The organism is Bradyrhizobium sp. 137, from assembly GCF_023074095.1.
In the GTDB taxonomy this organism is placed as follows: domain Bacteria; phylum Pseudomonadota; class Alphaproteobacteria; order Rhizobiales; family Xanthobacteraceae; genus Bradyrhizobium.
In genome coordinates this window covers 191,794-218,387 of record NZ_JADPKU010000067.1, presented here as the reverse complement: position 1 = coordinate 218,387, position 26,594 = coordinate 191,794, and the positions used below count along the sequence as shown (strand labels likewise).

General features: G+C 64.7%; 20 protein-coding genes. 6 read left to right on the top strand and 14 right to left on the bottom strand.

Annotated elements, in window-relative coordinates; all coding sequences use genetic code 11:
• Positions 1-193: 193 nt before the first annotated feature.
• Positions 194-748, bottom strand: coding sequence for a cytochrome c family protein (locus tag IVA78_RS22110; protein ID WP_247277851.1), 555 nt, complete (start codon positions 746-748; stop codon positions 194-196).
• A gap of 215 nt (positions 749-963) precedes the next feature.
• On the opposite strand from IVA78_RS22110, the gene IVA78_RS22105 reads away from it, so the two are divergent.
• Both IVA78_RS22105 and IVA78_RS22100 read left to right on the top strand, forming a co-directional pair.
• A complete protein-coding gene (locus IVA78_RS22105; RefSeq protein WP_247467852.1) occupies positions 964-1,704 on the top strand; it encodes a 3-deoxy-manno-octulosonate cytidylyltransferase in 741 nt (246 codons plus the stop codon).
• Positions 1,705-1,725: 21 nt separating this feature from the next.
• A complete protein-coding gene (locus tag IVA78_RS22100) occupies positions 1,726-2,583 on the top strand; it encodes a prephenate dehydratase (protein WP_247467847.1) in 858 nt (285 codons plus the stop codon).
• A 92-nt stretch (positions 2,584-2,675) separates the two neighbouring features.
• Here IVA78_RS22100 and IVA78_RS22095 read toward each other — a convergent pair whose 3' ends face one another.
• Positions 2,676-3,692 (bottom strand): LLM class flavin-dependent oxidoreductase, encoded by a 1,017-nt coding sequence (locus IVA78_RS22095; protein ID WP_247467843.1) that lies wholly within the window; start codon positions 3,690-3,692, stop codon positions 2,676-2,678.
• 373 nt (positions 3,693-4,065) lie between these two features.
• On the opposite strand from IVA78_RS22095, the gene metF reads away from it, so the two are divergent.
• Complete coding sequence (metF, locus tag IVA78_RS22090; protein ID WP_247467840.1) at positions 4,066-4,986, top strand: methylenetetrahydrofolate reductase [NAD(P)H]; 921 nt, start codon at positions 4,066-4,068, stop codon at positions 4,984-4,986.
• 6 nt (positions 4,987-4,992) lie between these two features.
• Positions 4,993-8,850, top strand: a complete 3,858-nt coding sequence (metH, locus tag IVA78_RS22085; RefSeq protein WP_247467837.1) for a methionine synthase — start codon at positions 4,993-4,995, stop codon at positions 8,848-8,850.
• Positions 8,851-9,228: 378 nt separating this feature from the next.
• On the opposite strand, the gene IVA78_RS22080 is transcribed toward metH, so the two are convergent.
• Both IVA78_RS22080 and IVA78_RS22075 read right to left on the bottom strand, forming a co-directional pair.
• On the bottom strand, positions 9,229-9,858 hold the full coding sequence (locus IVA78_RS22080; protein ID WP_247467834.1) for a glutathione S-transferase family protein: 630 nt from the start codon (positions 9,856-9,858) through the stop codon (positions 9,229-9,231).
• A gap of 142 nt (positions 9,859-10,000) precedes the next feature.
• Positions 10,001-10,303, bottom strand: a complete 303-nt coding sequence (locus tag IVA78_RS22075) for a winged helix-turn-helix domain-containing protein (protein ID WP_247277858.1) — start codon at positions 10,301-10,303, stop codon at positions 10,001-10,003.
• Positions 10,304-10,366: 63 nt separating this feature from the next.
• On the opposite strand from IVA78_RS22075, the gene IVA78_RS22070 reads away from it, so the two are divergent.
• The gene (locus tag IVA78_RS22070) at positions 10,367-11,314 is read left to right on the top strand and encodes a threonine/serine dehydratase (RefSeq protein WP_247467832.1); all 948 of its coding nucleotides are present in this window, start codon (positions 10,367-10,369) and stop codon (positions 11,312-11,314) included.
• 185 nt (positions 11,315-11,499) lie between these two features.
• On the opposite strand, the gene IVA78_RS22065 is transcribed toward IVA78_RS22070, so the two are convergent.
• From IVA78_RS22065 to IVA78_RS22020, 10 genes are all read right to left on the bottom strand, one after another.
• Entirely contained in the window at positions 11,500-12,093 is a 594-nt protein-coding gene (locus IVA78_RS22065; protein WP_247467829.1) for a GNAT family N-acetyltransferase, read from the bottom strand.
• Positions 12,090-14,537 (bottom strand): penicillin acylase family protein, encoded by a 2,448-nt coding sequence (locus tag IVA78_RS22060; protein WP_247467826.1) that lies wholly within the window; start codon positions 14,535-14,537, stop codon positions 12,090-12,092. Before IVA78_RS22060 ends, IVA78_RS22065 begins: the two co-directional genes overlap by 4 nt.
• Before the next feature lie 53 nt (positions 14,538-14,590).
• Positions 14,591-16,096: a glycerol kinase GlpK gene (gene glpK / locus IVA78_RS22055; RefSeq protein WP_247467823.1), complete on the bottom strand. Its 1,506-nt coding sequence runs from the start codon at positions 16,094-16,096 to the stop codon at positions 14,591-14,593.
• Between the two features lie 436 nt (positions 16,097-16,532).
• Entirely contained in the window at positions 16,533-16,925 is a 393-nt protein-coding gene (locus tag IVA78_RS22050) for an endonuclease domain-containing protein (RefSeq protein WP_256468137.1), read from the bottom strand.
• A 99-nt stretch (positions 16,926-17,024) separates the two neighbouring features.
• The gene (locus tag IVA78_RS22045; protein WP_247277864.1) at positions 17,025-17,798 is read right to left on the bottom strand and encodes an SDR family oxidoreductase; all 774 of its coding nucleotides are present in this window, start codon (positions 17,796-17,798) and stop codon (positions 17,025-17,027) included.
• Positions 17,799-17,943: 145 nt separating this feature from the next.
• Positions 17,944-19,086 (bottom strand): pimeloyl-CoA dehydrogenase small subunit, encoded by a 1,143-nt coding sequence (gene pimD, locus IVA78_RS22040; protein WP_247467817.1) that lies wholly within the window; start codon positions 19,084-19,086, stop codon positions 17,944-17,946.
• Positions 19,087-19,217: 131 nt separating this feature from the next.
• Positions 19,218-20,408 carry a pimeloyl-CoA dehydrogenase large subunit gene (gene pimC / locus IVA78_RS22035; protein WP_247467814.1) on the bottom strand — a complete coding sequence of 397 codons (1,191 nt, stop codon included), beginning with the start codon at positions 20,406-20,408 and terminating at the stop codon, positions 19,218-19,220.
• Positions 20,409-20,456: 48 nt separating this feature from the next.
• Entirely contained in the window at positions 20,457-21,644 is a 1,188-nt protein-coding gene (locus IVA78_RS22030) for an acetyl-CoA C-acyltransferase (RefSeq protein ID WP_247467812.1), read from the bottom strand.
• On the bottom strand, positions 21,641-23,323 hold the full coding sequence (gene pimA, locus IVA78_RS22025) for a dicarboxylate--CoA ligase PimA (protein ID WP_247467808.1): 1,683 nt from the start codon (positions 23,321-23,323) through the stop codon (positions 21,641-21,643). The genes IVA78_RS22030 and pimA overlap by 4 nt, the downstream gene beginning before the upstream one ends.
• A gap of 125 nt (positions 23,324-23,448) precedes the next feature.
• A complete protein-coding gene (locus IVA78_RS22020; RefSeq protein WP_247467804.1) occupies positions 23,449-25,545 on the bottom strand; it encodes a 3-hydroxyacyl-CoA dehydrogenase NAD-binding domain-containing protein in 2,097 nt (698 codons plus the stop codon).
• Between the two features lie 130 nt (positions 25,546-25,675).
• On the opposite strand from IVA78_RS22020, the gene IVA78_RS22015 reads away from it, so the two are divergent.
• Entirely contained in the window at positions 25,676-26,542 is an 867-nt protein-coding gene (locus IVA78_RS22015) for an IclR family transcriptional regulator (RefSeq protein WP_247277870.1), read from the top strand.
• Positions 26,543-26,594 lie beyond the last annotated feature (52 nt).

The window sequence follows — 26,594 nt, the reverse complement described above, 5'->3', positions numbered from 1 at the left end:
TGAAGGAGGCTACTCCTTTAAGTTCCCAATATAGGCGAGGTTTCGACCGAGTATGTTGCTTTTTGCTCATCTTGAAAGCCCAGCCGGCCTATCGGATGCGGCCAAACGCCCCGATAACGTCGCCGCGAGGCCGGATAAGCAAACGGCCAGGCTTTTCAGCCTGGCCGCAGATTCCAAGAGAGAATTTTGAGGCTTACTTAGACGCCGTCGGCAGCGGCTGCGGATGCTCCGACAACGAATTCAGATAGGCAATGACGTCGGCCCGCTCGGAATCCTTCGGGATACCGGCGAAGCCCATTGCAGTGCCCGGGATGAAGCCCTTCGGATTGGCGATGAACTTGTTGAGATCGTCGAACGTCCAGGTGCCGCCCTTGGCTTTCATGGCGGCCGAGAAGTTGAACCCGCGGCCTTCGCCCTTCGGCTCGCCGACAACGCCATAAAGGTTCGGACCGACGCGATTCGGGCCGCCCTTTTCGAAGGTATGACAGGCTCCACACTTCTTGGCGGCCGCCGCGCCCTTTTCGACGGAGGCGGTCTGGAGCAGCTTTTCGATCGGCTCCGAGGAGGCTGCAGCGGCGGCGCCGCCCTCCTTGCCGTGGCCAGCATCTTCCTTCACCGCGATTTCGAAGCCCGGCTTTTCCGGCATCTTCGGCGAGAAAAGCGCCTGGGCGGTGAAGCTCGTCACCAGCAGCACGAGACAGGTGCCAAGAACAGCACCGAGAATCTTGTTGAGTTCGAAAGAATCCATTTCCGGCCAGGCCCCACCGCAAGAAGGAAACGGCGGCCCAAGCGGCCGCCAGGACGAGCCTCGGGAGAAAACGTTCCTTATTGTTTCCCCGAGTTTTGTCATTGAGATATCGGTTTGCCCCGGGTCTGGCAACCCGTATAAGCGACCCGGCTTTCAGCCCGTCCCCACGCCATTTCTCGGCGCGGAAAGCGCTCCGTTTCCAGGCCCTTGACCCAATGATCGATCCCCGCATCCTGGTGCTGATCCCGGCCCGCATGGCCGCCACCCGCCTGCCCGGCAAGCCGCTCGCCGATATCGCGGGCCTGCCGATGATCGTGCACGTGCTGCGCCGCGCCGAGGCCGCTGCAATCGGCCGGGTCGCGGTCGCAACCGACACGGCGGAGATCGCCTCGGTCGTCACAGCCCATGGCGGTGAGGCGGTGATGACCCGCCCGGACCATCCCTCGGGCTCGGACCGCATCCACGAGGCCATGCAGAAGCTCGATCCGGACGGCAAGGCCGAGATCGTGATCAATCTCCAGGGCGATTTCCCGACCATCACGCCGCAGACCATCCGCGAGGTGCTGCCACCCTTTACCGAGCCTGCCGTCGATATCGTGACGCTGGCCTCGCAGATCCACACCGAGGAGGAGGATCTCGCCCCGAGCGTCGTGAAGGCGGTGGGCTCGCCGATCGGGCCGCGGCGGCTGCGGGCGCTCTATTTTACCCGTGCCACGGCCCCCTACGGCGACGGACCGCGTTACCACCATATCGGACTCTACGCGTACCGCCGCGCGGCGCTGGATCGATTCGTGTCGCTGCCACGGTCTCCCCTGGAAGTTCAGGAAAATCTTGAGCAACTCCGGGCGGTGGAAGCCGGCATGCGTATCGACATCATGGTCGTCGATAGCGTGCCCCGTGGCGTGGACACGCCGCCCGATCTCGAAACCGCGCGCAGCATCCTTTCCAAATCCTGAGCCGCTGTTACAAGACCGACCATGAGCAAGCTGAAAGTCGCATTCCAGGGCGAGCCTGGGGCCAATTCCCACATCGCCATCGTCGAGGCCTATCCTGAGGCCGAGCCGATGCCCTGCGCCACCTTCGAGGACGCGCTGTCAGCGATCTCGTCCGGCGAGGCCGATCTCGGCATGATCCCGATCGAGAATTCGGTCGCGGGCCGCGTCGCTGACATCCATCACCTGCTGCCGGCGTCCGGCCTCTTCATCATCGGCGAATGGTTTCTGCCCGTTCGACATCAGCTGATGGCGGTGAAGGGTACCAAGCTCGACGACGTCAAGAGCGTGGAGAGCCATGTCCACGCACTCGGCCAGTGCCGGCGCATCATCCGCAAGCTCGGCATCAAGCCAATCGTGCACGCGGACACTGCCGGCAGCGCCCGCGACATTTCCGAGCGCAAGGACAAGACCGTCGCCGCGATCGCGTCGCGCCTGGCCGCGAAAATTTACGGCCTCGACATCCTCGCCGAGGACATCGAGGACGAGGCCCACAACACCACGCGCTTCGTGGTGCTGGCGCGCGAGCCGAAATGGGCAGCCCAAGGCTCGGGCTCGCTGGTCACGACGTTCGTCTTCCGGGTGCGCAATTTGCCGGCCGCGCTCTACAAGGCGCTCGGCGGCTTTGCCACCAACGGCGTCAACATGACCAAGCTCGAAAGCTACATGGTCGACGGCAATTTCTTCGCCACGCAGTTCTATGCCGACGTCGACGGACATCCCGACGACAAGGGCCTCGCCTTTGCCATCGAGGAGCTGAAATTCTTCTCGCGCGAATTCCGCATTGTCGGCGTGTATCCGGGGCATCCGTTCCGCGCGACGTTCAACGAGGCGCAGGATTGATAACTGTCGTTCCGGGACACGCGAAGCGTGAACCCGGAACCTCGAGATTCCGGGTTCGATGCTTCGCATCGCCCCGGAATGACGGTGAGTGACTAGGACGCCTGCTTCGCCAGTCCGAACGCCTCCGCCAGCAGCGAATATGATTTCTTCCGCGCCTCGTGGTCATACACGGCGGTGATCACCATCAGTTCGTCCGGCTTGCTCGCATAGATCAGCGGCTGAAGCTTCTTCTGCACGGTTGCCGGGCTGCCGACGAACAGGCGCGAGCGGTTGCGGAGGATCGAGATGCGCTCGGCGTCTGTATAGGGATAGGCCAGCGCCTCCTCGACGCTCGGCAGCGGAAGATATTGACCGCGGTCGCGGCGAAGGCGGTTGAGGTCGAAGGAGCTGGCGAGCCTTTCCGCCTCCTCATCTGTGTCGGCCAGGATGGCCGCGACCGCGAGGATCGCATGCGGGCTGGCGCGCCAGGCGGAGGGCTGGAAGCGGTTGTGGTAATGCACCATCGCATCGATCGCGTCGTGGGAAGCGAAATGATGGGCGAAGGCGAAGCCCATGCCGACCTGCGCGGCGAGTTCCGAGGAATAATCGCTTGAGCCGAGCAGCCAGATCGGCGGCAGGGCGGTGTCGTCAGGCATGGCGACGACGCTGTTGTAAGGGTGGCCCGAGGGGAATTCGCGGGTCTCCCACAAGATCAGTTCGTGCAGCCGCTCCAGAAAATCGTCGCCCTCGCGGCGGTCGAGCCGGCTGCGCAGCGCGTAGGCGGTGGCGCCGTCGGTGCCCGGGGCACGGCCGAGACCGAGGTCGATACGTTCGGGAAACAGCGCCTCCAGCATCTTGAAGCGCTCGGCCACGACCAGCGGCGCGTGGTTGGGCAGCATCACGCCGCCGGAGCCGACGCGCAGGTGCTTCGTCACCGCCGCGATCTGCCCGATCATCACGTCGGGCGCGGGGCTCGCGACGGAGGCGAGGTTGTGATGCTCGGCGAGCCAATAGCGGAGATAGCCGAGCCCGTCGACGTGGCGTGCCAAATCGATGCTGTTGCGCAGCGCCGCGGCGGGCTTGGTACCGGTGGTGACGACCGACAGGTCGAGGACTGAGAGCGGGATCATGGCGCGTTAACGTAACGAAGGGCTGCGCGGCGGCAATGGCAGGCTGCGCAGGCCTGACGTGTAAGGGCTTCGCGGGTACGCTGAGACACCTGATTGGGACAATTGTTACCTCATGTGCCAAAATTCGGTCTGCCCACCTGCCAAATCGGAACGAAGAAAAGAGCAATATCGACAATAGAACTTTTGTATCAATACATTACGTCTCTGGATGGTTTTTCCCAATGAGATCGCAAACTGCGCCAGAATTCCTTCTAGTCACATCCTGGTGGGCAATTTCCCATCCCTGATGGGCTGTCGACTAGACCGCCTTTGCCCTATTTTAGGTCTCCGCGAGGTAGACGACCGCCGGCCGAAATTCGGAGTGAATGGTGCCATGACTGACGTGACGACGCCTGGCCAAGCCAACGGGCAAGACGGGCACCTGAAGCGGCCTGCGATTTCCTTCGAGTTTTTTCCGCCCAAGACCGAGGAGATGGAGCGGAATCTCTGGGACACCATCAACCGCCTCGCCCCGCTCGACCCGCAATTCGTCTCGGTGACCTACGGCGCCGGCGGCTCGACCCGCGAGCGCACCCATTCCACCATTTCCCGCATCCTGAAGGAAACCGCGCTGCTGCCGGCGGCGCATCTGACCTGCGTCGGCGCCTCGCGCGGCGAGATCGACGAGATCGTCGACCGCTATCACGAGGTCGGCGTCCGCCACATCGTGGCCTTGCGCGGTGATCCCGTTGGCGGCATCGGCACGCCCTACTTCAGTCATCCCGACGGCTACCAGACGTCCGCCGCACTCGTTGCCGGCATCAAGAAACGGCATTCCGACATCGAAGTGTCCGTATCCGCCTATCCCGAGAAGCACCCCGAGGCGCGCGACTTCGATGCCGACATCGACACGCTGAAGGCCAAGGTCGATGCGGGTGCGTCGCGCGCGATCACCCAGGTGTTCTTCGATAACGACCTCTACTTCCGCTATCTCGACCGCGTCCGCGGGCGCGGCATCAACATCCCGATCGTGCCGGGCATCATGCCCATGCACAATTTCAAGCAGGCCCGTAATTTCGTCACCCGCGCTGGCACCACCGTTCCGGACTGGTTCGCCGCGAAATTCGAGGGCCTCGATGACGATGCCGAGACCCGCAAGCTGGTGGCCGCAACCGTTGCGGCCGGCCAGGTGCAGAAGCTCGCCAAGCACGGCGTCGACACCTTCCATTTCTACACCATGAACCGCGCCGATCTCGTGTTCGCGATCAGCCATTTGCTCGGCATTCGCGCCAAGAGCGCGCAGAAGGCGGCGTAAGACAACATGACCGTAACCATCTCTCCCAAGCGAACTGCCCTGCTCAACGCCGCGCGCGAACGCATCCTCGTGCTCGACGGCGCCATGGGCACGATGATCCAGAACCTCCAGCTCGACGAGACCGCCTTCCGCGGCGAGCGCTTCAAGAACTTTCACCGCGACCTGCGCGGTAACAACGATCTCTTGATCCTGACCCAGCCGCAGGCGATCGAGGACATCCACGCCGCGTACTTGCGCGCCGGTGCCGACATCGTCGCGACCAATACGTTCTCGACGACCTCGATCGCGCAGGCCGATTACGACCTCGCAGACATCGTCTACGAGATGGCGCGTGAAGGCGCCCGCCTTGCAGGCAATGCGGCAAGGCGCGTCGCGGCCGAGGACGGCAAGCCGCGCTTCGTCGCCGGCGCCATCGGGCCGACCAACCGCACCGCCTCGATCTCGCCCGACGTTTCCAATCCCGGCTATCGCGCCGTCACCTTCGATGATCTGCGCCAATCCTATGGCGAACAGATCCGTGGCCTGATCGACGGCGGCGTCGATCTGCTGCTGGTCGAGACCATCTTCGATACGCTCAACGCCAAGGCGGCGCTCTACGCGATCGCCGAGATCACGGAAGAACTCGGCGTCGACATGCCGGTGATGGTATCGGGCACTATTACCGACAAATCCGGCCGCCTGCTCTCCGGACAGATGCCGGAAGCGTTCTGGAATTCGGTGCGCCACGCGAGGCCGATCACCATCGGCTTCAATTGCGCGCTCGGCGCCGAGGACCTGCGCGCGCATATCGCCGATATCGGCCGCGTCGCCGATACGCTCGTCTGTGCCTATCCCAATGCCGGCCTGCCGAACGAGTTCGGCCAGTATGACGAGAGCCCGGAGTACATGGCGCGCCTGATCGGCGAATTTGCCCGTGACGGCCTCGTCAACATCGTCGGCGGCTGCTGCGGCACCACGCCGGACCACATTGCAGCGATCGCCGCCGCGGTGGCCCCGCACAAGCCGCGCATCGTGCCGGAGATCGCGCCGCGCTTGCGGCTCTCCGGCCTCGAGCCGTTCGTGCTGACGGATGCGATCCCCTTCGTCAATGTCGGTGAGCGCACCAACGTCACAGGATCGGCCCGCTTCCGCAAGCTGATCACCGCCGGCGACTACACTGCCGCGCTGCAGGTCGCGCGCGACCAAGTCGAGAACGGCGCGCAAATCATCGACGTCAACATGGACGAGGGCCTGCTCGATTCCGAGGCGGCGATGGTGACCTTCCTCAACCTCGTCGCCGCCGAGCCCGACATCGCCCGCGTCCCGGTGATGGTCGATTCCTCGAAATTCTCGGTGATCGAGGCCGGCCTGAAATGCGTGCAGGGCAAGCCGGTCGTCAACTCGATATCGATGAAGGAAGGCGAGGACAAGTTCATTCACGAGGCCAAGATCGCCCGCCGCCACGGCGCGGCCGTGGTCGTCATGGCGTTCGATGAGGTCGGCCAGGCCGATACGTTCGCGCGCAAGACCGAGATCTGCAAGCGCGCCTACGACATCCTGGTGAACCGGGTCGGCTTCCCGCCTGAGGACATCATATTCGATCCCAACATTTTTGCGATCGCGACCGGCATCGAGGAGCACAACAATTACGGCGTCGACTTCATCGAGGCGACGCGCTGGATCCGCCGGAACCTGCCCGGCGCGCACATCTCCGGCGGCGTGTCCAATCTGTCGTTCTCGTTCCGCGGCAACGAGCCGGTGCGCGAAGCCATGCACTCGGTGTTCCTATATCACGCCATCAAGGCCGGCATGGACATGGGCATCGTCAATGCCGGGCAGATGATCGTCTATGACGACATCGATCCGGAGCTGCGCCAGACCTGCGAGGACGTCGTCCTCAATCGCGATCCGGGTGCGTCCGAACGTCTGCTGGCGCTCGCGGAAAAATTCCGCGGCAAGAAGACGGAAAGCAAGGAAGCCGATCTCGCCTGGCGCGAATGGCCGGTGGAGAAGCGGCTGAGCCACGCGCTGGTGCACGGCATCACCGAGTTCATCGAGCAGGATACGGAAGAGGCCCGCAAATTGTCCTCGCGCCCGCTCGACGTGATCGAAGGACCGCTGATGGCCGGCATGAACGTGGTCGGCGACCTCTTTGGCGACGGCAAGATGTTCTTGCCGCAGGTGGTGAAGTCTGCGCGTGTCATGAAACAGGCGGTTGCTTATCTCATGCCGTTCATGGAGGAGGAGAAGGCGCGCAATCTTGCGAACGGCATCGGCACGGAGGGCTCCTCGTCCGCCGGCAAGATCGTGCTCGCGACCGTGAAGGGCGACGTTCACGATATCGGCAAGAACATCGTGGGCATCGTGCTCCAGTGCAACAATTTCGAGGTCATCGATCTTGGCGTGATGGTGCCGGCAGCCAAGATCGTCGAGACCGTGAAGGCGGAGAAGGCCGACATCGTCGGCCTCTCCGGCCTGATCACGCCCTCGCTCGACGAGATGGCATTCTTCGCTGGCGAATTGCAGCGCGAAGGCCTCAAGCTGCCGCTGCTGATCGGCGGCGCCACCACGAGCCGCGTGCATACCGCGGTGAAGATCGACCCGAGCTATCGCGCCGGCCCGGTCGTGCACGTCAACGACGCCAGCCGCGCCGTCGGCGTGGCCTCCGCGCTGCTCTCGCCGGAGAAGCGCGAGGCCTATGCCGCCGAGGTGCGCGCCGAATACGCCAAGATCTCGGAGGCGCATTTGCGTGCGCAGGCGGACAAGAAGCGGCTGAAGCTGGCGGCTGCCCGCGCCAACCGCGTGCCGGTGGACTTTGCAGCAAACAAGCCGGTGAAGCCGACCTTCCTCGGCATCAAGAGCTTCGACGATTACGACATCGCCGAGCTCGTCGACTGCATCGACTGGACGCCGTTCTTCCAGACCTGGGAGCTCGCCGGGCGCTTCCCCGCCATTCTCCACGACCCCAAGGTCGGCGAGGTCGCGCGCTCGCTCTACGACGATGCGCGCAAGATGCTCGACACCATCGTGAAGGAGAAATGGTTCCGGGCACGCGCGACGATCGGCTTCTGGCCGGCGAATGCGCAAGGCGACGACATCGTGCTCTATGCCGATGAAAGCCGGACCAAGAGCATCGCGACGCTGCACACGCTGCGCCAGCAGCTCGAAAAGCGCGAGGGCCGCTTCAACGCGGCGCTCGCCGACTTTGTCGCGCCCGTCGGCACCGGCGTGCCCGACTATGTCGGCGGCTTCGTCGTCACCGCTGGCATCGGCGAGGACGCGGTCGCCGATCGTTTCAAGCTGGCGAACGACGACTATTCCTCGATCCTGTGCAAGGCGCTGGCCGACCGCCTGGCCGAAGCCTTCGCCGAGCGCATGCATGCCCGCGTCCGCCGCGAGTTCTGGGCCTATGCGCCGGACGAGGCGCTCTCCAGCGAGGATCTGATCCTCGAAAAATATCAGGGCATTCGCCCCGCACCCGGCTATCCCGCGCAGCCCGATCACACCGAGAAGGCGACATTGTTCAAACTGCTCGATGCGGAAAACACGGCCGGCGTGAAGCTGACCGAGAGCTTTGCAATGTGGCCGGGCTCGTCCGTATCAGGGCTCTATTTCGCAAACCCTGCGAGCTATTATTTCGGCGTCGGCAAGATCGAGCGCGACCAGGTCGAGGATTATGCCGCACGCAAGGGCATGAGCGTAGCGGAGACGGAGCGCTGGCTCGCGCCGGTGCTGAACTACATCCCGTCCCAGCCGGAGGCGGAAAATGCGTTTGCCGCGACGCCCGCGAATGACGAGATGCCGAAGGACCTCGCCTCGCATCCGCCGGGCTGCACCTGCGCGGTGCACCTCGTCTGGCAGAAGAAGCGCGCGGGGGCGGGCTAGGCACCCCTCCAAAACAAAACTGAGAAAACAACCCCATGCACAGTAGCGATGGGGTTGAAAAGGCTGAGCAATTTCGGTGTAGCCGAAGCCGCGTTTGCGACGTCGGGCAAAACAGGCGTAGTATTGCATCATCGGCTGCTGCGCGGGTCTTCGCAACTCGGGCCACTCAAGTCCCCACACGCATGCCGCCGATCCTCCCCTGGAGGGGTCCGGGACGAGCGTAGCTCGCCCGTGGATCGGTTCGCATGCAGCGCAGCGGAATGCGGACCGAGGTGGGGTGAAGGTCTATCCGCGCACGCACTGCCCGTGCGGAGAGATCACCCCACCCGCTCGCGCTTCGCGCGATCGACCCTCCCCCTCCAGGGGAGGGTGACGGCCTCACCCCTTCGGCGGAGCCAAGGGCTGCACGATCTCCTGGAACGGGGAGAGTGCCTCGCAGCGCTCGGCGTGCGCCGCGAGGGCCGGATAGCGCGAGGCGTCGAACAGCTGCGGGTGCGCTTCGCGGGTGAAGCGGACGACGCAGGCCACTGCAACGTCGGCATGACCGATGCGGTCGCCCAGCCAGTACGGCGTCGTCACCTTGGCGCGCTCGGCCTCGAGCACCTTCAGCACGTCCGCGATCTGTGCCTGGCAGCGCTCGACCCATAGCGCAAGCTGCTCCTTCCGCAGCACGCGCTCGTAGAGCAGGCTCACCGCCTTGTCGCCGAGGCCGGAGGCGAGCGCGCAGATGCGCAAATGGCGCCGCCGCTCGGCGCCACTGCGCGGCAGCATCGCCTTCTCGGGACCCACGAGCTCGTCGAGATAATCCAGGATGATCGTGCTCTCGATCAGCGCCTCGCCGTCGTCGAGCACCAGGGTCGGCACGCGGCGCAGCGGATTGTACGGCGCGATTTTGTCGGCATCGCCGAAGGTCGACCACGGCTTGTGCTCGAAGGCGAGGCCATAAAGCTTCAGCGCGATGGCGACGCGGCGGACGAAGGGGGAATCGTATTGGCCGATCAGGAACATGGTTCTCGCTTTTCTCGATCATTGAACAAGGCAGGGCCGATCAGTCTCCACGACCAGCTCGGTGCGGCGCAACAAAAATCTCTGAAATGGAGCATTGCGCCGGCTGCAACGAAGCGTCAGCCGCACGGTACGGACCGCCCGCTCAAAGGCCGTCCTGAATCGAGCGCTTGATGGCGGCGATCGCCGTCTCGTTGCGCTTGTACATCGTCCACTGCTTGATCCGTTTGGCGCGCACCAGCTTCGCGGCAGTCAGCACCCGCATGTGTTCGCTCAATGTCGGTGCGCTGACGCCGAGCTTTTCGGCGATCAGCAATCCGCAGACGCCGTCCTCGACCAGATCGCCGTCGGCCTGCTCGCGAAAATGCTTCCGCGGATCCCGCAGCCATTCCAGGATCTGCAGGCGGCGTTCGTTGGCGAGCGCGCGCAAGGCAACGGCAAACTTCATTTAGTCATTTTGCTAATTGCCTAATTGATGTCAACGCTCCCTTGCGCTATTCTGGGCGGTATCATGACAAAGACCATGGACATCACGCGGGAGCGGATTGCGGCGACCGAGGCGGTCATCCGTCCGCATATCAGGCGCACGCCGCTCCTAAAGGCCGATCTCGCCGATTTCGACCTGCCCGCCGCGCCCGTCACGTTCAAGCTCGAAATGCTGCAGCATTCCGGATCGTTCAAGGCGCGCGGCGCCTTCGCCAATCTGTTGCTGCGGCAGGTGCCGCAGGCCGGCGTCGTCGCCGCATCCGGCGGCAATCACGGCGCGGCCGTCGCCTATGCGGCGCAGCGGCTCGGCATTCCCGCCACGATCTTCGTGCCCGACATCACCTCGCCGGCCAAGGCCGAGCGGATCAGGGGGTATGGCGCCAAGCTCGTGATCGCGCGCAGCCGCTACGCCGATGCGCTCGCCGCGAGCGAGGCGCATGTCGCGCAGACCGGCGCGCTGGCCGTCCACGCCTACGACCAGGCGGAAACCCTGCTCGGCCAGGGCAGCGTCGGACTGGAGTTGGAGCAGGAAGCGCCTGATATCGACACGCTGCTGGTTGCGGTTGGCGGCTGCGGGCTGATCGGCGGCATTGCGGCCTGGTACGCCGGCAGGACGCGTATCGTCGCGGTCGAGCCGGAGCAATCGCCGACCCTGCACGCTGCATTTGAAGCGGGCGCGCCGGTCGATGCGCCGGCCGGCGGCATCGCCGCCGACAGCCTTGCGCCGCGGCGCGTCGGCGAATTGATGTTTCCGGTCGCGCGGTCCCATGTCGAGCGCGTCATCCTCGTCAGCGACGATGCGATCCGCCAAGCCCAGGCCGCGCTGTGGTCGCACTTGCGCCTGGTGGCAGAGCCCGGCGGCGCGGCCGCCTTTGCCGCGGTGCTCGCCGGCCGCTACCGTCCCTCAGCAGGCGAGCGCATCGCGGTTCTGGTCTGCGGCGCCAACACCACGGCGGTAAAGTTCGACGGCTGAGTGGGAATGACATGAGGGGACCACGTGGACTGCCGCGCGTTGCCCTGGGAATTGGAAGAGCGATGACGGCGGCCACACGCCGTCATTGCGAGCGCAGCGAAGCAATCCAGAATCTCTCTGCGGAGACAGTCTGGATTGCTTCGTCGCAAGAGCTCCTCGCAATGACGGCGGGGAGACAGCCGCGATTAATCAATGATCGGCACATGCCTCGCCGCCGTGCGCGACACCGTACCATCGAGACGCGGATCGTCCGCCACCTCGATCTGGCGGCGGAAGGCGCGAAAGCCGGACCGCTGGTAGAAGGCAACGGCCGATGGATGGTCGAACGTGCAGGTGTGCACCCAGACGCGGCGGACGTCGCGTGACCACGCAAGCTCCAGCGCGCGGTTCATCAGGAAGCGGGCGGCGCCGGTGCCGATTAGCCCAGCGGTGACGCCGAAATAGGTCAGCTCGCACTGGCCGGGCTCGCGGAAGTCGAGCTCGAGCAGGCCTTCGTCGCTTCCGTCCGCGACCAGGGCGTAGACCTCGATGCCAGGCGCGTGGATGATCGCAGCGAGCTCTGCATCGGTCATGCGGGCTCGTGAGAACCACAACCACTCCTCGCCGACACGGCGGAAGAGGTCGCGGTACCAGGCAAGCGCGGGGGTATCGACCTTGCGCAGGGTCCACGCGCCAAGGGGATCGTCGCGGCGCTCCGGAGGTGCGGTCATCTCCAAATGCGTGACAACCGCCGCGATCTTGCCGGCGGGCACGTCGGAATAGCCGTCCGATATCATCATCGCGGCGTCAGGGTGATGGCTTCTGCGGTAGCGGCTTCGACCGCGGGTTGGCTGTAGAGCAGCGGCACATATTGTCCGGTCGCCCAGAGCGGGGCGAGGTCGCGGTAGTGGCCGCTGAACGGATCGCCGGATTGCCCCGGCGTGTTGATGGTGCGGCTCGCGTCCCAATTGCCGACGTCGAGCACCATCCGAAACGAGGCGCCTGAGATGAGCTGGTAGTCCGAGCGGCGATAGGTGGCGGCGCGCGGAACGTTGGCTGCGCCGCCGAAGGCGAGCGGGCCCACCGACATTTGCGCTGCGGTCGCCTTGTCGGCAAGCGGGATCAGCGCGTGGTCGAACTTGGCAACATGCAGGCGGCCCCAGCGCCAGGTCGATGCATCGTCCCCGAGCTTGCCGGCGACGTCGGCAACCGCAGCGCCCAAGCTCTCGCGCAGGATCTGGTCGCGTGCGGCAGCGGGATCGGCGCCGAGCGCGGCATCAGGGGACTCGAGATAGGCGACGATCGCCGAAATGCTGGATGCCTCGGGCGCAATCAAGCCCACCGCCTTGGGCGCCGTGGTCTTCAGCAGCGTGGGGCCGAGATGATTGGCGATCCAGACCTCGAACAATGCGGCGGCGGCACTGTCGGCGGCATCGCGCGCGTCCCATGGCCTCAACAGCTCGAGACCCTTCTTCACATTGGCATCGTCCGAAGTCAGAGGCTGCAGCAGCTTGACGAGGCGCCGCCCCAGCATCGCGGTATCGTCGTTCTGCAAATCCATGGCGTCGGCGAGTGTCACTTTGCTGTTGGCCTGGAGCACCTCGACGATGCGCTGCCAGCGGGCGCTGTCGGCCCATTCGAAGCCGACCTTGCGTTCGCTGATGGGGTAATCAGGCGGAAGGTTCATCTGGTTGGCCGTGGCCAGAAAGCCCTGCTTGGGCTGATAGGCTTTTGGCAGATCGTCGAGCGACAGAAAGCCCTGCCAGTCATAGCGGCCATCGCCCGGCACCGGCATCAGACCGTCATAGTTGACGCGGCGCGGAGTCTTGCCCGCGGCAACCCAGCCGATATTGCCGCGCGTGTCGGCATAGACCTGGTTCTCCGAGGGCGCGCCCCAGCGCCGCATCGCCGCGAGAAAGCCGTTCCAGTCCTTCGCGGTCATGTAGTCGGACGAGCCGAAATAGGCGGAAGTGCCGGGCTCGAACCAGATCGAGCGCACCGCGAAGGCGCGCTTGTTGCCTTCGTCGACATGAATCACCGGACCGTGCCGGGTGAACTTCAGCTCGATGTCGCGATCGCCCTCGCCTTTCACCTGCTCGGTCTCGTTGACGATGCGCATGTCCTCCCAGCCATTGCCGTAACGGTACTGATTGGGATTTTGCGGATTGAGCTCATAGACGTAGAGGTCTTCCTGGTCGACATTGAAGATGGTGAGGCCAAAGGCGATGGTGCCGTTATGGCCGATCGAAATGCCGGGCAGCGCCGGCTCACCGGCGCCGATCACGGAAAGGCCGGGCGCGTTCAGCCCGACGATATAGCGCAGCGACGGCACGCTGTGCTCGCGATGCGGATCGTTGGCGAGAATCGGGCGTCCGGTCGCGGTGCGCGAAGGCGCGATCACCCAATTATTGGAGCCGATGGTGTCGCGCTGTTGATCGGCCGCGTCCAGATAGGTGTCGGGATCATGCGCGAGCGCGGCCTGTCGCTCTTTCGGCTGCGGAAAGGCGACGGGGCGCGTCGCAAGGTCATAGGCCGCGAGCACCGCCTTCGGGACGCTACAGGGATCGAGGCCATCGGGGACTTTCGTCGTCCAGGCCGGCTCGAGCTTGACGCGAAACGGATCGGCCTCGAGGCCCGCCGCGCAGGCAACCAGGGAGCGCTTGACCTCCGAAGCGATATTGCGGGTGAGCCCATGGCTGCGAATACGGACGACGTCGTCCGCGGTCCAGGGATCCGGCCTGGTGCCGGCGATCCTGAACTCGATCGGCAGCGGCCGCTTGCCATCGCGAACATCCGCGACATAGGCATTGATGCCGGCAACGAACGCTTCCGCGTAGGTCTTCGCCTTGGGGCCATAGGACGCCCACTCCGCGTTCATGTCGCCGCGATACAGGAACAGCCGCAGCGCCTTATCCTGCTCGGCATAGGCCGGGCCGAAATCCCTGGCGAGCAGCCCGAGCCCGCGCTTGCGCCAGAGATCGATCTGCCAGAGCCGGTCGCGCGCGGCGTTGAAACCCTGCAGAAAGAACAGGTCGTGCTCGTTACCGGCATAGATGTGCGGAATGCCCCAGACGTCGACCAGGATCCTGGCGGGCGCATTGAGGCCGGCGACATCGGTCTTGACTTGGCGCGCGTTCGAGAGCGGGTTCTCCTTTTCGCGTGCGGTTGCGCTGGAAGCGAGCAGCACGCTGCAGACCGCCGCGGTGCACAGCGCCCGCATGACCCGGTTGATATCCGTGTTCATTGTCGTTTCTCCCGTTGTTGTTATTTGAGCGAGCGACGTGAATCCGCTTACGCTTACCCCTCCCCTTCGTCGCTCGCCAGCACGCCCTTCACCGCTCTTGCCCATCCGGCCAGTTTTCGCTCGCGCGTCGCCTGGCTCATGTTCGGCTTGAAGCGGTGCTCGAGGCGCCAGTTGTCGGCGAATTTTGTCGGCTCGGGATAGACGCTCGCCTGGAGGCCGGCGAGGTAGGCGGCTCCTAAGGCCGTGGTCTCCTGGATCACGGGGCGATCGACCGGGGCGTCGAGCAGATCGGCGAGGCGCTGCATTGTCCAGTCGGATGCGGTCATGCCGCCGTCGACGCGGAGCACGACGCTGGCGGTTTCCGAGCTCGGCCAGTCCGCGCGCATCGCGGCCCAGAGATCGAAGGTCTGATAGCAGACGCTTTCCAGCGCGGCGTGGGCGAGCTCGGCAGGGCCGGTGTTGCGGGTGAGGCCGAACAAGGCGCCACGGACGCGCGGATTCCAATAGGGCGCGCCCATGCCGACGAAGGCAGGGACGAGATAGACGCTCTGCATGGAATCCGACCGATCCGCGAGCGGGCCGGTTTCGGCGGCGTGCTTGATGATGCCAAGGCCATCGCGCAGCCATTGCACCGCCGAGCCTGCCACGAAGATCGAGCCTTCCAGCGCGTAGGTGCGCTTGCCGTCGAGCTGATAGGCGACGGTGGTGAGCAGCTTGTTCTTCGACACCACGGGCGTGGTGCCGGTGTTGAGCAGCGCAAAGCAGCCGGTGCCGTAGGTCGACTTCATCATGCCCGGGCGGAAGCAGGCCTGACCGATGGTCGCGGCCTGCTGGTCGCCGGCGATGCCTGATATCGCAATAGGCCCGCCGAACAGGTCGGGCGTGCTCTCGCCGAAGCGGGCGGAAGAGTCCTTCACCTCGGGCAGCATCGAGCGCGGCACGCCGATGATCTCCAAGAGCTCGTCGTCCCACTGGCCGGTGTGGATGTTGAACAGCAGCGTGCGCGAGGCATTGGTGGCGTCGGTGGCATGCACCTTGCCGCCGGTGAGGCGCCAGAGCAGATAGCAGTCGATGGTGCCGAACATCAGCTCGCCGCGCGCGGCGCGCGCCCGCGCACCGGGAACGTGATCGAGGATCCAGGCCACCTTGGTGCCGGAGAAATAGGGATCGATGATCAGGCCGGTCTTCTGCGAGATCACGGGCTCGCGGCCGTCGGCTTTCAGCTTGGCGCAGATGTCCGCGGTGCGGCGGTCCTGCCAGACGATGGCGCGGTGCACGGCCTGCCCGGTGGCGCGGTCCCACACCACGGTGGTCTCGCGCTGGTTGGTGATGCCGATCGCGGCGATGTCCTTTGCATTGATGCCGGCCTGCGCGATCGCCTCGCGGCACACCATCACGGTCGAGGTCCAAATGTCCTCCGGCTCATGCTCGACCCATCCCGAGGCCGGGAAATGCTGCGGAAACTCGGCCTGCGCCTTCGCTGCGATCGAAATGTCGCTGCGAAACACGATGGCGCGCGAAGAGGTGGTGCCCTGGTCGATGGCGAGGACGAAAGACATGGCGGCTACCTCAGCGTTTTCTTGGCGTTTCCCTGGAAGGGATCATTGTGTCGCGGCAAGAAAACGGGATTGCCGGCAAGAGGTCAAGGCGGCTCTCCTCTTACCCTCCCCTGGAGGGGAGGGTCGACCGCGCGCAAGCGCGGGCGGGGTGGGGTGAAGCCACAGAGGCGGTCTCGCCTGCGTCGAAGAACGATCTCCGCCGCGTACTCAGAAGCACCGCATGCGCGGATGGTCTGTCACCCCACCCCGCTGCGCATTGCATGCGCAGCGACCCTCCCCCTCCAGGGGAGGGTCAGAGAAGGCGCAGCTAGATCAAGAACGATCTCCGCCGCGTACTCGGAAGCACCGCGTTCGCGGATGGTCTGCCACCCCACCCCGCCGCGCATTGCATGCGCAGCGACCCTCCCCCTCCAGGGGAGGGTAAGAGAAGGCGCGACTATGAGCGGCGATGTTTCAGTGGTTGTGTCTCCGCCTCGCGCGATCCGTACAGCTCGATGTAGATGCGTTCGAGCACGGCCATCAGATCGCTGGCGATCTCCGAATTCCAGAAACGGATGGCGCGGTAGCCCTCGCGCTCGAACCAGAGTTGGCGATCGATATCTCGTTTCGCTGTATCATCTTCATTGTGGTGCCCGCCATCAAGCTCGATGATGAGGCGCTTGGCTGGGCAGAAGAAATCGACGACGTAGGGCCCGATCGGCGCTTGGCGGCGGAAGTGCGAGCCGTCCATCGGGAGGTCTTTGAGGACGCGCCACAGCATCCGCTCGTGCGGCGTGGTGTCGGCTCTCAGTTTCTTCGCGGCGGCGCGTCGGATCGATGTTGAGACCATTTGTGTGGCTTCACCCCACCCCGCTCGCGCTTTGCGCGAGCGACCCTCCCTCTCCAGGGGAGGGTAAGAGAAGCGCTGTCTCAATGCAACTGCAGGTGGCTACACCGCTGCCGTGGTGACGCCGCCGTCGATGACGATGGTCTGGCCGGTCATGAAGCTCGATGCGTCGGAGGCGAGGTAGGCGACGGCGCCGGCGATTTCGTCGGGTTCGCCGATGCGGCGGAGCGGCGTGGTGGCGGTGCGGCGCTTCAGATTGGCTTCGTCTTCCCAGAGCGCGCGGGCGAAATCGGTCTTGACGAGGCCGGGCGCGATGCAGTTGACGCGGACGCCTTTGGGGCCCCATTCGCCGGCGAGCGAGCGGCACAGCGCGAAGTCGGCGGCTTTCGAGATGCCGTAGGCGCCGATCACGGTGGAGCCGCGCAAGCCGCCGATCGAGGAGATGATGATGACGGAGCCATTGCCGCGCTCGGCCATCTCAGGGATCGCGAGCGCGGAGAGCCAGATGTTGCTCTTGACGTTCGAGCCCATGATCTTGTCGAAGGCTTCGTCGGTGATGTCGAGCAGCGGGCCGTAATAGGGGTTCACTGCGGCGTTGCAGACGAGGATGTCGACCTTGCCGTAGTGCTTCGTTGCGCCCGAGATCAGCGCCTCGACCTCGTTCTTGCGCGCGATGTTGCAGGGAATGACGATGGCATCGCCGCCGGCGGCAATGATGCCATCGGCGACCTCCTTGCAGGCATCCGCCTTGCGCGAGGAGACCACGACCTTGGCTCCTAATTTTGCCAGCAGCTCGGCGGAGGAGCGGCCGATGCCGCGGCTGGAGCCGGTGACGACGGCGACCTTGCCGGTGAGATCGAACGGGGTGTTTTTCATTTGTTGGGCTCCGCTATGGCCGCATACTCAGTGTCATCGCCCGCGAAGGCGGGCGATCCAGTATTCCAGAGACGGCGCGGCTGGAATCGAGAAGCCGCGGTGTACTAGGTCCCCCGCCTTCGCGGGGACGACAGGCGTCATATGACTAGATCAATCCGCCCGCGTCGGCGACACGGCGCTGGTGGTAGTCGGTGTCGCCAAAGGTATTCTCGATCATGGTGAGGCGCTTGAAATAGTGGCCGATCTTCGCCTCCATGGTCATGCCGATGCCGCCGTGGAGCTGGATCGACTGCTGGCCGACGAATTTGGCCGACTTGCCGATCTGCACCTTGGCCGCGGCGATCGCATTGCTGCGTTCCCTGGCGTCCTCGAAATCACCAGCCATGGTCGCGAACATCGACATCGAGCGCGCCTGCTCGGCCGCGACGAACATGTCGGAGGCGCGGTGCTGGAGCGACTGGAACGAGCCGATCGGAACGCCGAACTGCTTTCGCGTCTTGATGTACTCGACCGTGGTCTTGAGCGACTCGTCCATCAAGCCGACCGCCTCGGCGCAGAGTGCGATGCGCGCCTCGTCGACGACGCGCTCGATCAGCGCGAGCGAATCCTCGGGGTTGCCGAGCACGGCGTCCGCGCCGATTTCGACGCCGGTGAAGGTGACGTCGGCAGCATGCAGGCCGTCCTGGGTCGGATAGCCCTTCTTAGCTACGCCTTTTGCATTGGCGGGGACCAGGAACACGCCGATGCCCTTATGATCGCGGCGCTCGCCCTTGGTGCGCGCGGTAACGATCAGGGTATCGGCGTTCTCGCCGTTGAGCACGACGAACTTCTCGCCGTCGATCACCCAACCTTCGCCCTTCTTCTTCGCCGTCGTGGTGACGTCGAACAGATCGTAGCGCGAGTTCTTCTCGAGCTGGGCGAACGCCAGCGTCTTGCTGCCGTCGATGATCCCTGGCACGTGCGCGGCCTTCTGCGCGTCGCTGCCGGCATGGCGCAGGAAGCCGCCGCCGATCACCACCGTGGCGAGATAAGGCTCGAGCACCAGCGCCTTGCCGAGCGCTTCCATCACGATCATGGTCTCTACGCCGCCGCCACCGAAGCCGCCATCGGCCTCTGCGAAGGGCAGGCCGAGCAGGCCCTGCTCGGCGAGCTTGAGCCAGACGGTTTTGCTCCAGCCGCCCTTCTCCTTCATGTACTTCTTGCGGCTCTCGAAATCGTAGGAATCGGTCAAGAGGCCGTCGATGCTTTCCTTGAGAAGCCGCTGCTCCTCGGACAGGTCAAAATCCATGTTGCTTGGTTCCTCGTACCCGGAATTTATGCTTCGTCATTCCGGGACACGCGCGGTAGCGCGTGGACCCGGAATCCAGAGGTTGTGGCGCGAGATTCCGGGTTCGCGCTGACGCGCGCCCCGGAATGACGCTAAAGCCCCAGCACCGCCTTGGCGATGATGTTGCGCTGGATCTCGTTGGAGCCGCCGTAGATCGAGACCTTGCGGTTGTTGAAGTAGCTCGGTGCGATCTGGGCGGTCCAGTCCATGGCTTCGTTGGAGCCGTCGTCCCCGTGCACGTCGTAAGGCGCGGCGAACGGACCGATCACTTCCATCAACAGCTCGGTGGTGGTCTGCTGGATCTCGGAGCCCTTGATCTTTAGCACGGACGAAGCCGGATTGGGCTTGCCCTTGCCGTGCTTGCCTTCGTCGGCGACGACGCGAAGCTGGGTCAGCTCCAGCGCCTTCAGCTCGATCTCGCAGGCCGCGAGCTTCTCGCGGAAAGCGGGATCCTGGATGATCGGCTTGCCGCCGGACTCGACCTTCGACGCCAGATCCTTGATGCGGCGGATGCGCTCCTTGGAGACGCCGACGCGGGCAATGCCGGTGCGCTCATTGCCGAGCAGGAATTTGGCGTAGTCCCAGCCCTTGTTCTCCTCGCCGATCAGGTTCTCGTAGGGCACCTCGACGTCGTCGAAGAAAACCTCGTTGACCTCGACGCCGCCGTCGATGGTCTGGATCGGACGCACGGTGACGCCTTTCGACTTCATCGAGAACACGATGAAGGAGATGCCCATCTGCTTCTTGGCACTGGGATCGGTGCGACAGAGGCAGAAGATCATGTCAGCGTGCTGGGCCAGCGTGGTCCAGGTCTTCTGGCCGTTGATGATCCATTTGTCGCCCTTGCGCTCGGCTTTCGTCTTCAGCGAGGCGAGGTCAGAGCCGGAGCCGGGCTCCGAAAATCCCTGACACCACCAATCGTCGACATTGGCGATGCGCGGCAGATACTTCCTCTTCTGCTCCTCGTTGCCGAAGGTGTAGATGACCGGGCCGACCATGCTGACGCCGAAGGCGAGCGGCTGCGGCGCCGGATAGGACTGCAGCTCCTCGTTGAAGATGTAGTGCTGCACGCTTGTCCAACCCGTGCCGCCATATTCCTTCGGCCAGTGGCTGACGCCCCAGCCCTTCTTGTTGAGAATGCGCCACCATGTCACCATCTCGTCCTTCGAGAGGTGGCGGCCCTCGACCAGCTTGCGCCGCGTATCCGGCGGCACGTTGTCGCGCAAGAACTGCCGCACTTCCTCGCGAAACGCCTGCTCTTCTTTCGTGAATGCGAGATCCATCGGATCCTCCTGTGAGCTTCGTCGTCCTGGCGAAAGCCAGACGGTGAACTATTGCAACACCTCGAAAAGTCCCGCCGCGCCCATGCCGCCGCCGACGCACATGGTGACGACCGCGTACTTCGCCTTGCGGCGTCGGCCTTCGATCAGAGCGTGGCCGGTGAGGCGCGCGCCCGACATGCCGTAGGGATGGCCGACCGAGATCGCGCCGCCATTGACGTTGATCTTGTCGGGGTCGATGCCGAGCTTGTCGCGGCAATACAGCACCTGCACCGCGAAGGCCTCGTTGAGCTCCCACAGGCCGATGTCGTCAACCGTGAGATTATGACGCTTGAGCAGGCGCGGCACGGCGAAAACCGGGCCGATGCCCATCTCGTCCGGCTCGCAGCCGGCGGAGACGAAGCCACGGAAGATGCCGAGCGGCTTGAGGCCGCGCTTGGCTGCTTCCTTGTCGCTCATGATGACGGAGGCGCTGGCGCCGTCGGAAAGCTGGCTGGCATTGCCGGCGGTGATGGTGAAACCGTCGCCGCGCACGGGCTTGAGGCCGGCGAGGCCTTCAGCGGTGGTCTCCGGACGCGGACCTTCGTCCTGCGACAGCGTGACTTCTTTCATCGAGACTGTACCGGTCGCCTTGTCGGTAACCGCCATCTGCGTGGTGATCGGCGCGAGTTCGTCCTTGAACTTGCCGCCCTGCTGCGCGGCCGCGGTGCGGCGCTGGCTCTCCAGCGAATATTCGTCCTGGCGTTCGCGCGAGATGCCGTAGCGCCTGGCGACGACCTCGGCCGTGTCGATCATGGGCATGTAGACCTCGCCCTTGATCTTGAGCAGCGCCGGATCCTGGGCGTGAAAGCCGTTCATCTTGTCGTTCTGCACGAGGCTGATCGACTCGCCGCCGCCGCCGACCGCGATCTCGACGCCATCGAAGATCACCGAGCGCGCGGCGAGCGCGATCGCCTGCAGGCCCGAAGCGCATTGCCGGTCGATGGTGGTGCCGGCGACGGTGACGGGAAGGCCGGCGCGCAGCAGCGCCTTGCGCGCGATGTTGCCGCCGGTCGCGCCCTGCTGGAGGGCTGCACCCATCACGACGTCCTCGACCTCCTTGGGATCGACCTTGGCGCGGGCGACGGCCTCGCCAATGGCGTGGCCGAGCAGGGTCGCGCCCTCGGTGGCGTTGAGCGAGCCGCGATAGGCCTTGCCGATCGGCGTGCGGGCGGTGGAAACGATAACGGCGTCGGTCAAGAGCGGCCTCCTGATGCGGTTTTGATGGATTGTGACGATTTCTGCTGCTGGCGCAATTCGTGGCGTGACAATTTTCCGACCGGCGTGCGCGGCAGATCGTCGACGAACTCGACTGCGGCCGGCAATTCATGCTTGCCGAGCTTGCCAGCGAGCTGGGTGCGCAGCTCGTCGAGCGAGAACGGTTTGGCTTCCGGCTTCAGCTTGATAAAGGCCTTGGCGGCCTCGCCGCGATAGGGATCGGGAATGCCGAGCACGATCACCTCGTGCACACCGGGGACGGTGTAGATCGCCTGCTCGATCATCTGCGGATAGACGTTGAAGCCGCCGGAGATGATCATGTCCTTCTTGCGGTCGACCAGGAAGAAATAGCCGTCCTGATCCATGTAGCCGATGTCGCCTGTGAGGAAACGGCCGTCGACGAAGGCCTCCGCGGACCCCTCCGGCTTGTTCCAATAACCCTTGGTGACGTTCGGGCCCTTGATGCGGATCTCACCGACCTCGCCCGGCGGCAGCACGCGTCTTGGATCGTCCAGCGCGACCACGTCGAGCTCGATGCCCGGCAGCATCAGACCGATCGAACCGGGCTTGTCGGGGCCAACAGGCGGATGACCGGTGCCGGGCGAGCAGGTCTCGGTCATGCCCCAGCCGCTGCGCAGCTTCTTGCCGACCTTGCGCTCGAAGAAGCTCGCGATCTCCACCGGCAGCGGCGCGCCGCCAGAGCCGATGGTGGCAAGCGAGGAGAAGTCGCGCTTGTCGAGGTCGGGCAGCGCCGCAATCGCGATCCACATCGTCGGCACGCCCGGAAAGTACGTCGCGCGCTTGATCTCGATGTCGCGCATCACCGCTTCGACATCGAAGCGCTGATGTAGCGAAATCAGATTGCCGCGGCGAAGCGAGGACAAGAGCACGACGGTGAGGGCATAGATGTGAAACAGCGGCAGCACGCAGATCACGCGCTCGACGACATCGCCGCGCGCGGCGCGCGCCGGCTTGCCCCAGACGTCGTAGATCGACACCGCCGCGGTGAGGTTGCCGTGCGTCAGCATCGCACCCTTGGGCAGGCCGGTCGTGCCGCCGGTATATTGCAGCAGCGCGACGTCATCGGCCGTCACGTTCGGCCACTCGGCCGGCGCGGCCGCGCCTTCGACGAACGCTTTGAACGTGACGATGCGGGGATCATCGGGGATCGCCGCCTGCGGCGTGCCCACCTTGCCCCAATCGTCGTCCTCGCAGACGACGAGACGATCGATCAGCCCCTTCTCCAGAAATTTCAGCGCGGTCGGCAGCAGCGCGGCAAGGTTGGAGCTGACGAGCAGGCGCGAGCGGGAATCGGCGACCTTGTGGGTCAGCGCGATCTCGCCGTCAAGCGGCGACAGATGCGCGACGCGGGCGCCGGCCTTGAGCGCACCGAAGAAATTGACGGGATGATCAGGCGTGTTGCCGAGGAACAGTGCGACCGAGTTGTTCCTGCCACAGCCGGCGCGCAGGAAGGCCGCGGCGGCACGCTCGGCCATCGCGGCAAGCGCGCTATAAGTGATGGGTCGGTCGCGAAACTCGATCGCGGTGCGCGCGCCATAATCGGCGGCGGCCTGCGACAGCAGGTCGGGCAGCGTACCCTGGACGATGGTGTCGTCCCAATGCACGCCCTCGGGATAAAACTGTTCGCCGGGATGGGTCATTAAGGTCTCAAGTCCAACAAAGCGTCATTCCGGGGCGATGCGAAGCATCGAACCCGGAATCTTGAGGTTCCGGGTTCGCCTTGCGGGCGCCCCGGAATGACTGGGAATTGGAGCGCGAAGCTCCATCAAGCCGCCTTCGACGCAGCCGCCAGCGACGCGAACGTCTTGCCCTCATCCGCGAGCCTCTTCAGGAGCGGCGCGGGCTCGAGGCTCGGGTCGTTGGTCTCCTTGGCGTAGAACGACAAGCGGTCGGCGATGTGCGTGAGGCCGACGCTGTCGGCCCAGAACATCGGGCCGCCGCGGTAGATCGGCCAGCCATAGCCGTAGAGCCAGACCACGTCGATGTCGGAGGGGCGTGCCGCAATGCCCTCTTCGAGGATCTTCGCGCCCTCGTTGATCATCGGATACATCATGCGCTCGAGGATCTCCTCGTCGCTGACGACACGCTTCTTGCGGCCGAGACGGGCCAGCGTCTCGTCGATCAGCTTCTCGACCTCGGGATCGGGCAGCGGCGCGCGGCTGCCGCCTTCATACTTGTAGTAGCCCTTGCCGGTCTTCTGGCCGAAGCGGCCGGCTTCGCAGAGCGCATCCGCGATCTCCGACTTGATGCCGCGATCTTTCCGCGAGCGCCAGCCGATGTCGAGGCCGGCGAGATCGCCCATCGCGAACGGTCCCATCGGCATGCCGAACTTGGTCACGACGGCATCGACCTGCTGCGGCAAAGCGCCTTCGAACAGCAGCTTCTCGGACTGCTTGCCGCGCTGCGCCAGCATGCGGTTGCCGACGAAGCCGTCGCACACGCCGACCACGGCCGGCACCTTTGCGATCTTGCGTGCGATATTGACAGCGGTGACCAGCGCATCGGGCGCGGTCTTCTCGGCACGCACGATCTCGCACAGCTTCATGACGTTGGCCGGCGAGAAGAAGTGCATCCCGAGAACGTCCTGCGGACGCTTGGTCGACTTCGCGATCTCGTCGATGTTGAGATACGAGGTGTTGGAGGCGAGCACCGCGCCGGGCTTGGCGAACTGGTCGAGCTTGCCGAATACTTCCTTCTTGACCGCCATGGTCTCGAACACGGCCTCGATGACGAGGTCGGCATCGCCGACGCTCTCGATCCCGACCTTGCCGTTGATCAGCGCCATGCGCTTGGCAGGCGCATCGGCCGGGATGCCGCCGCGTGCCGCGGTCGCTTCCCAGTTCTTTTGCATGACGCCCATGCCGCGCTTGAGCTGCTCTTCCCCGGTCTCGATCAGGGTGACGGGAATGCCGGCATTGGCAAATGACATCGCAATGCCGCCGCCCATGGTACCGGCGCCGAGGATGGCGACACGGTTGACCGGGCGCGGCTTAGTGCCTTCAGGGATGCCCGCGATCTTGGCGGCTTCGCGCTCGGCGAAGAAGGCATAGCGCTGCGCCTTGGACTGGTCGCTGGCGACGAGCTTGAGGAAGCCTTCGCGCTCCTTCTTTAGGCCCTCGTCGAACGGCAGGTCGATGGCGTAGCCGACGGCGTCTGCCGCTGCGAACGGCGCTTCCAGGCCGCGCGACTTCTTGGTCATGGCCGCGACCGCATTGGTGAAGATGGAACGATCGGCCTTGGCGGCCGCGAGCTTGGAATCGTCATCGCGCAGGCGGCGCAGCGGGCGCTTCTCGGCGAGCAGCTTGCGGACGAAGGCTTCGCCGCCCGAGGCCGGGCCCTCGATGATCTCCTCGATCAACCCGTTCTTCAGCGCTTCCGCAGCACCAATGGGATCGCCGCCGACGATCATCTTGACCGCGAGCTCGGGACCGACCGCGCGCGGCAGGCGCTGGGTCCCGCCCGCGCCCGGCAACAGGCCGAGCTTCACCTCGGGCAGGCCGAGCTTGGCCTCTTTCACCGCGACGCGGTAATGACAGGCGAGCGCGACCTCGAGGCCGCCGCCGAGCGCGGTGCCATGGATCGCGGCGACGACCGGCTTCGGCGAGTTCTCGATCTCGGACAGCACGTCGTTGAGGGCGGGCGGCTTCGGCGGCTTGCCGAATTCGGTGATGTCGGCACCCGCAATGAAGGTGCGGCCGGCGCAGGTCAGCACGATGCCCTTGATGCCGGGATCGGCGATTGCAGCCTTGACGCACTCCAAAATGCCGCTGCGGACCGCGGCACTCAGCGCATTGACTGGAGGGCTGTCGACCGTGACGATGCCGACTTCGTCATGACGCTCAAGCTTGACCACTTCGCTCACGGTGTCCCTCCTTGGTGGGATTAACTTTTTGTTCGATTTCGCGCTGCGGAATTTAATTCCGCATCTTGACGGCAGGGTTATTTTGAAGCACGGACGTTGTCAACGACTCCGCGCAAGAAGCAGATCAGGGATGAAGCGTACAGGAAAGAAGACTGCGACCGACCGGAATTTCGTCGTCGCGCTTTCCCGCGGACTGGACGTATTGCGCGCATTCGAACCCAATGACGGCCTTCTCGGCAATCAGGAGATCGCGGCGCGGACAAATCTGCCGAAGCCGACCGTGTCACGCCTGACCTACACGTTGACGAAGCTCGGTTATCTTGCGCCGGTTCCCCGCTTCGAGAAGTACCAACTCACGCCGGCCGCGATGTCGCTTGGCTATGCGGCGCTCGCCAATCTCGGTGTTCGGCATTTGTCCGAACCGTTCCGCGAGGAAGTGATGCGCGCGACCGGCGGCGCGGTTGCCGTCGGCGGCCGCGACCGCCACAGCATGATCTATTTCGGGCAGAGCCGGGGCAGCGAGACCGTCGGCGTTCAACTTGACGTCGGCTCCCGCGTGCCGATTGCAACCAGCGCGATGGGTCGCGCCTATTTCTGGGCACTCGATGCCGACGATCGCGCAGAACTGTCGCGTCTGCTGCGCGAGCATTACGGCAGCCGCTGGCCGAAGATGCGCGACGGGTTGGAACGCTCCGGCGAGACCGTGGCGAAATATGGCTTTGCGATTTCCGTCGGCGACTGGCACGACGACATCGGCGCTGCCGGCGTCGCGCTCAAGCTCAACGACGGAACCGGACCCTACGCATTCAATTGCGGCGCGCCCGCATTCCGTTTCACGGAAGAGCGTTTGATCAACGACATTGGACCGCGTCTGCTTGCGATGGTAAGGAACATCGAAGCGGCACTCGGGGGTCTGATGCCGCATTCAAAAAAAGACGTCAGCAAAAAGCTGAAATCAGGAGGAAAAGTTGCGCGTGTGGCCGAGGGATTCAGATAGCCTTTGTCATCACCGGGAGCGGTTCGCATCGCCCCTTCGCCCACTGATTGGT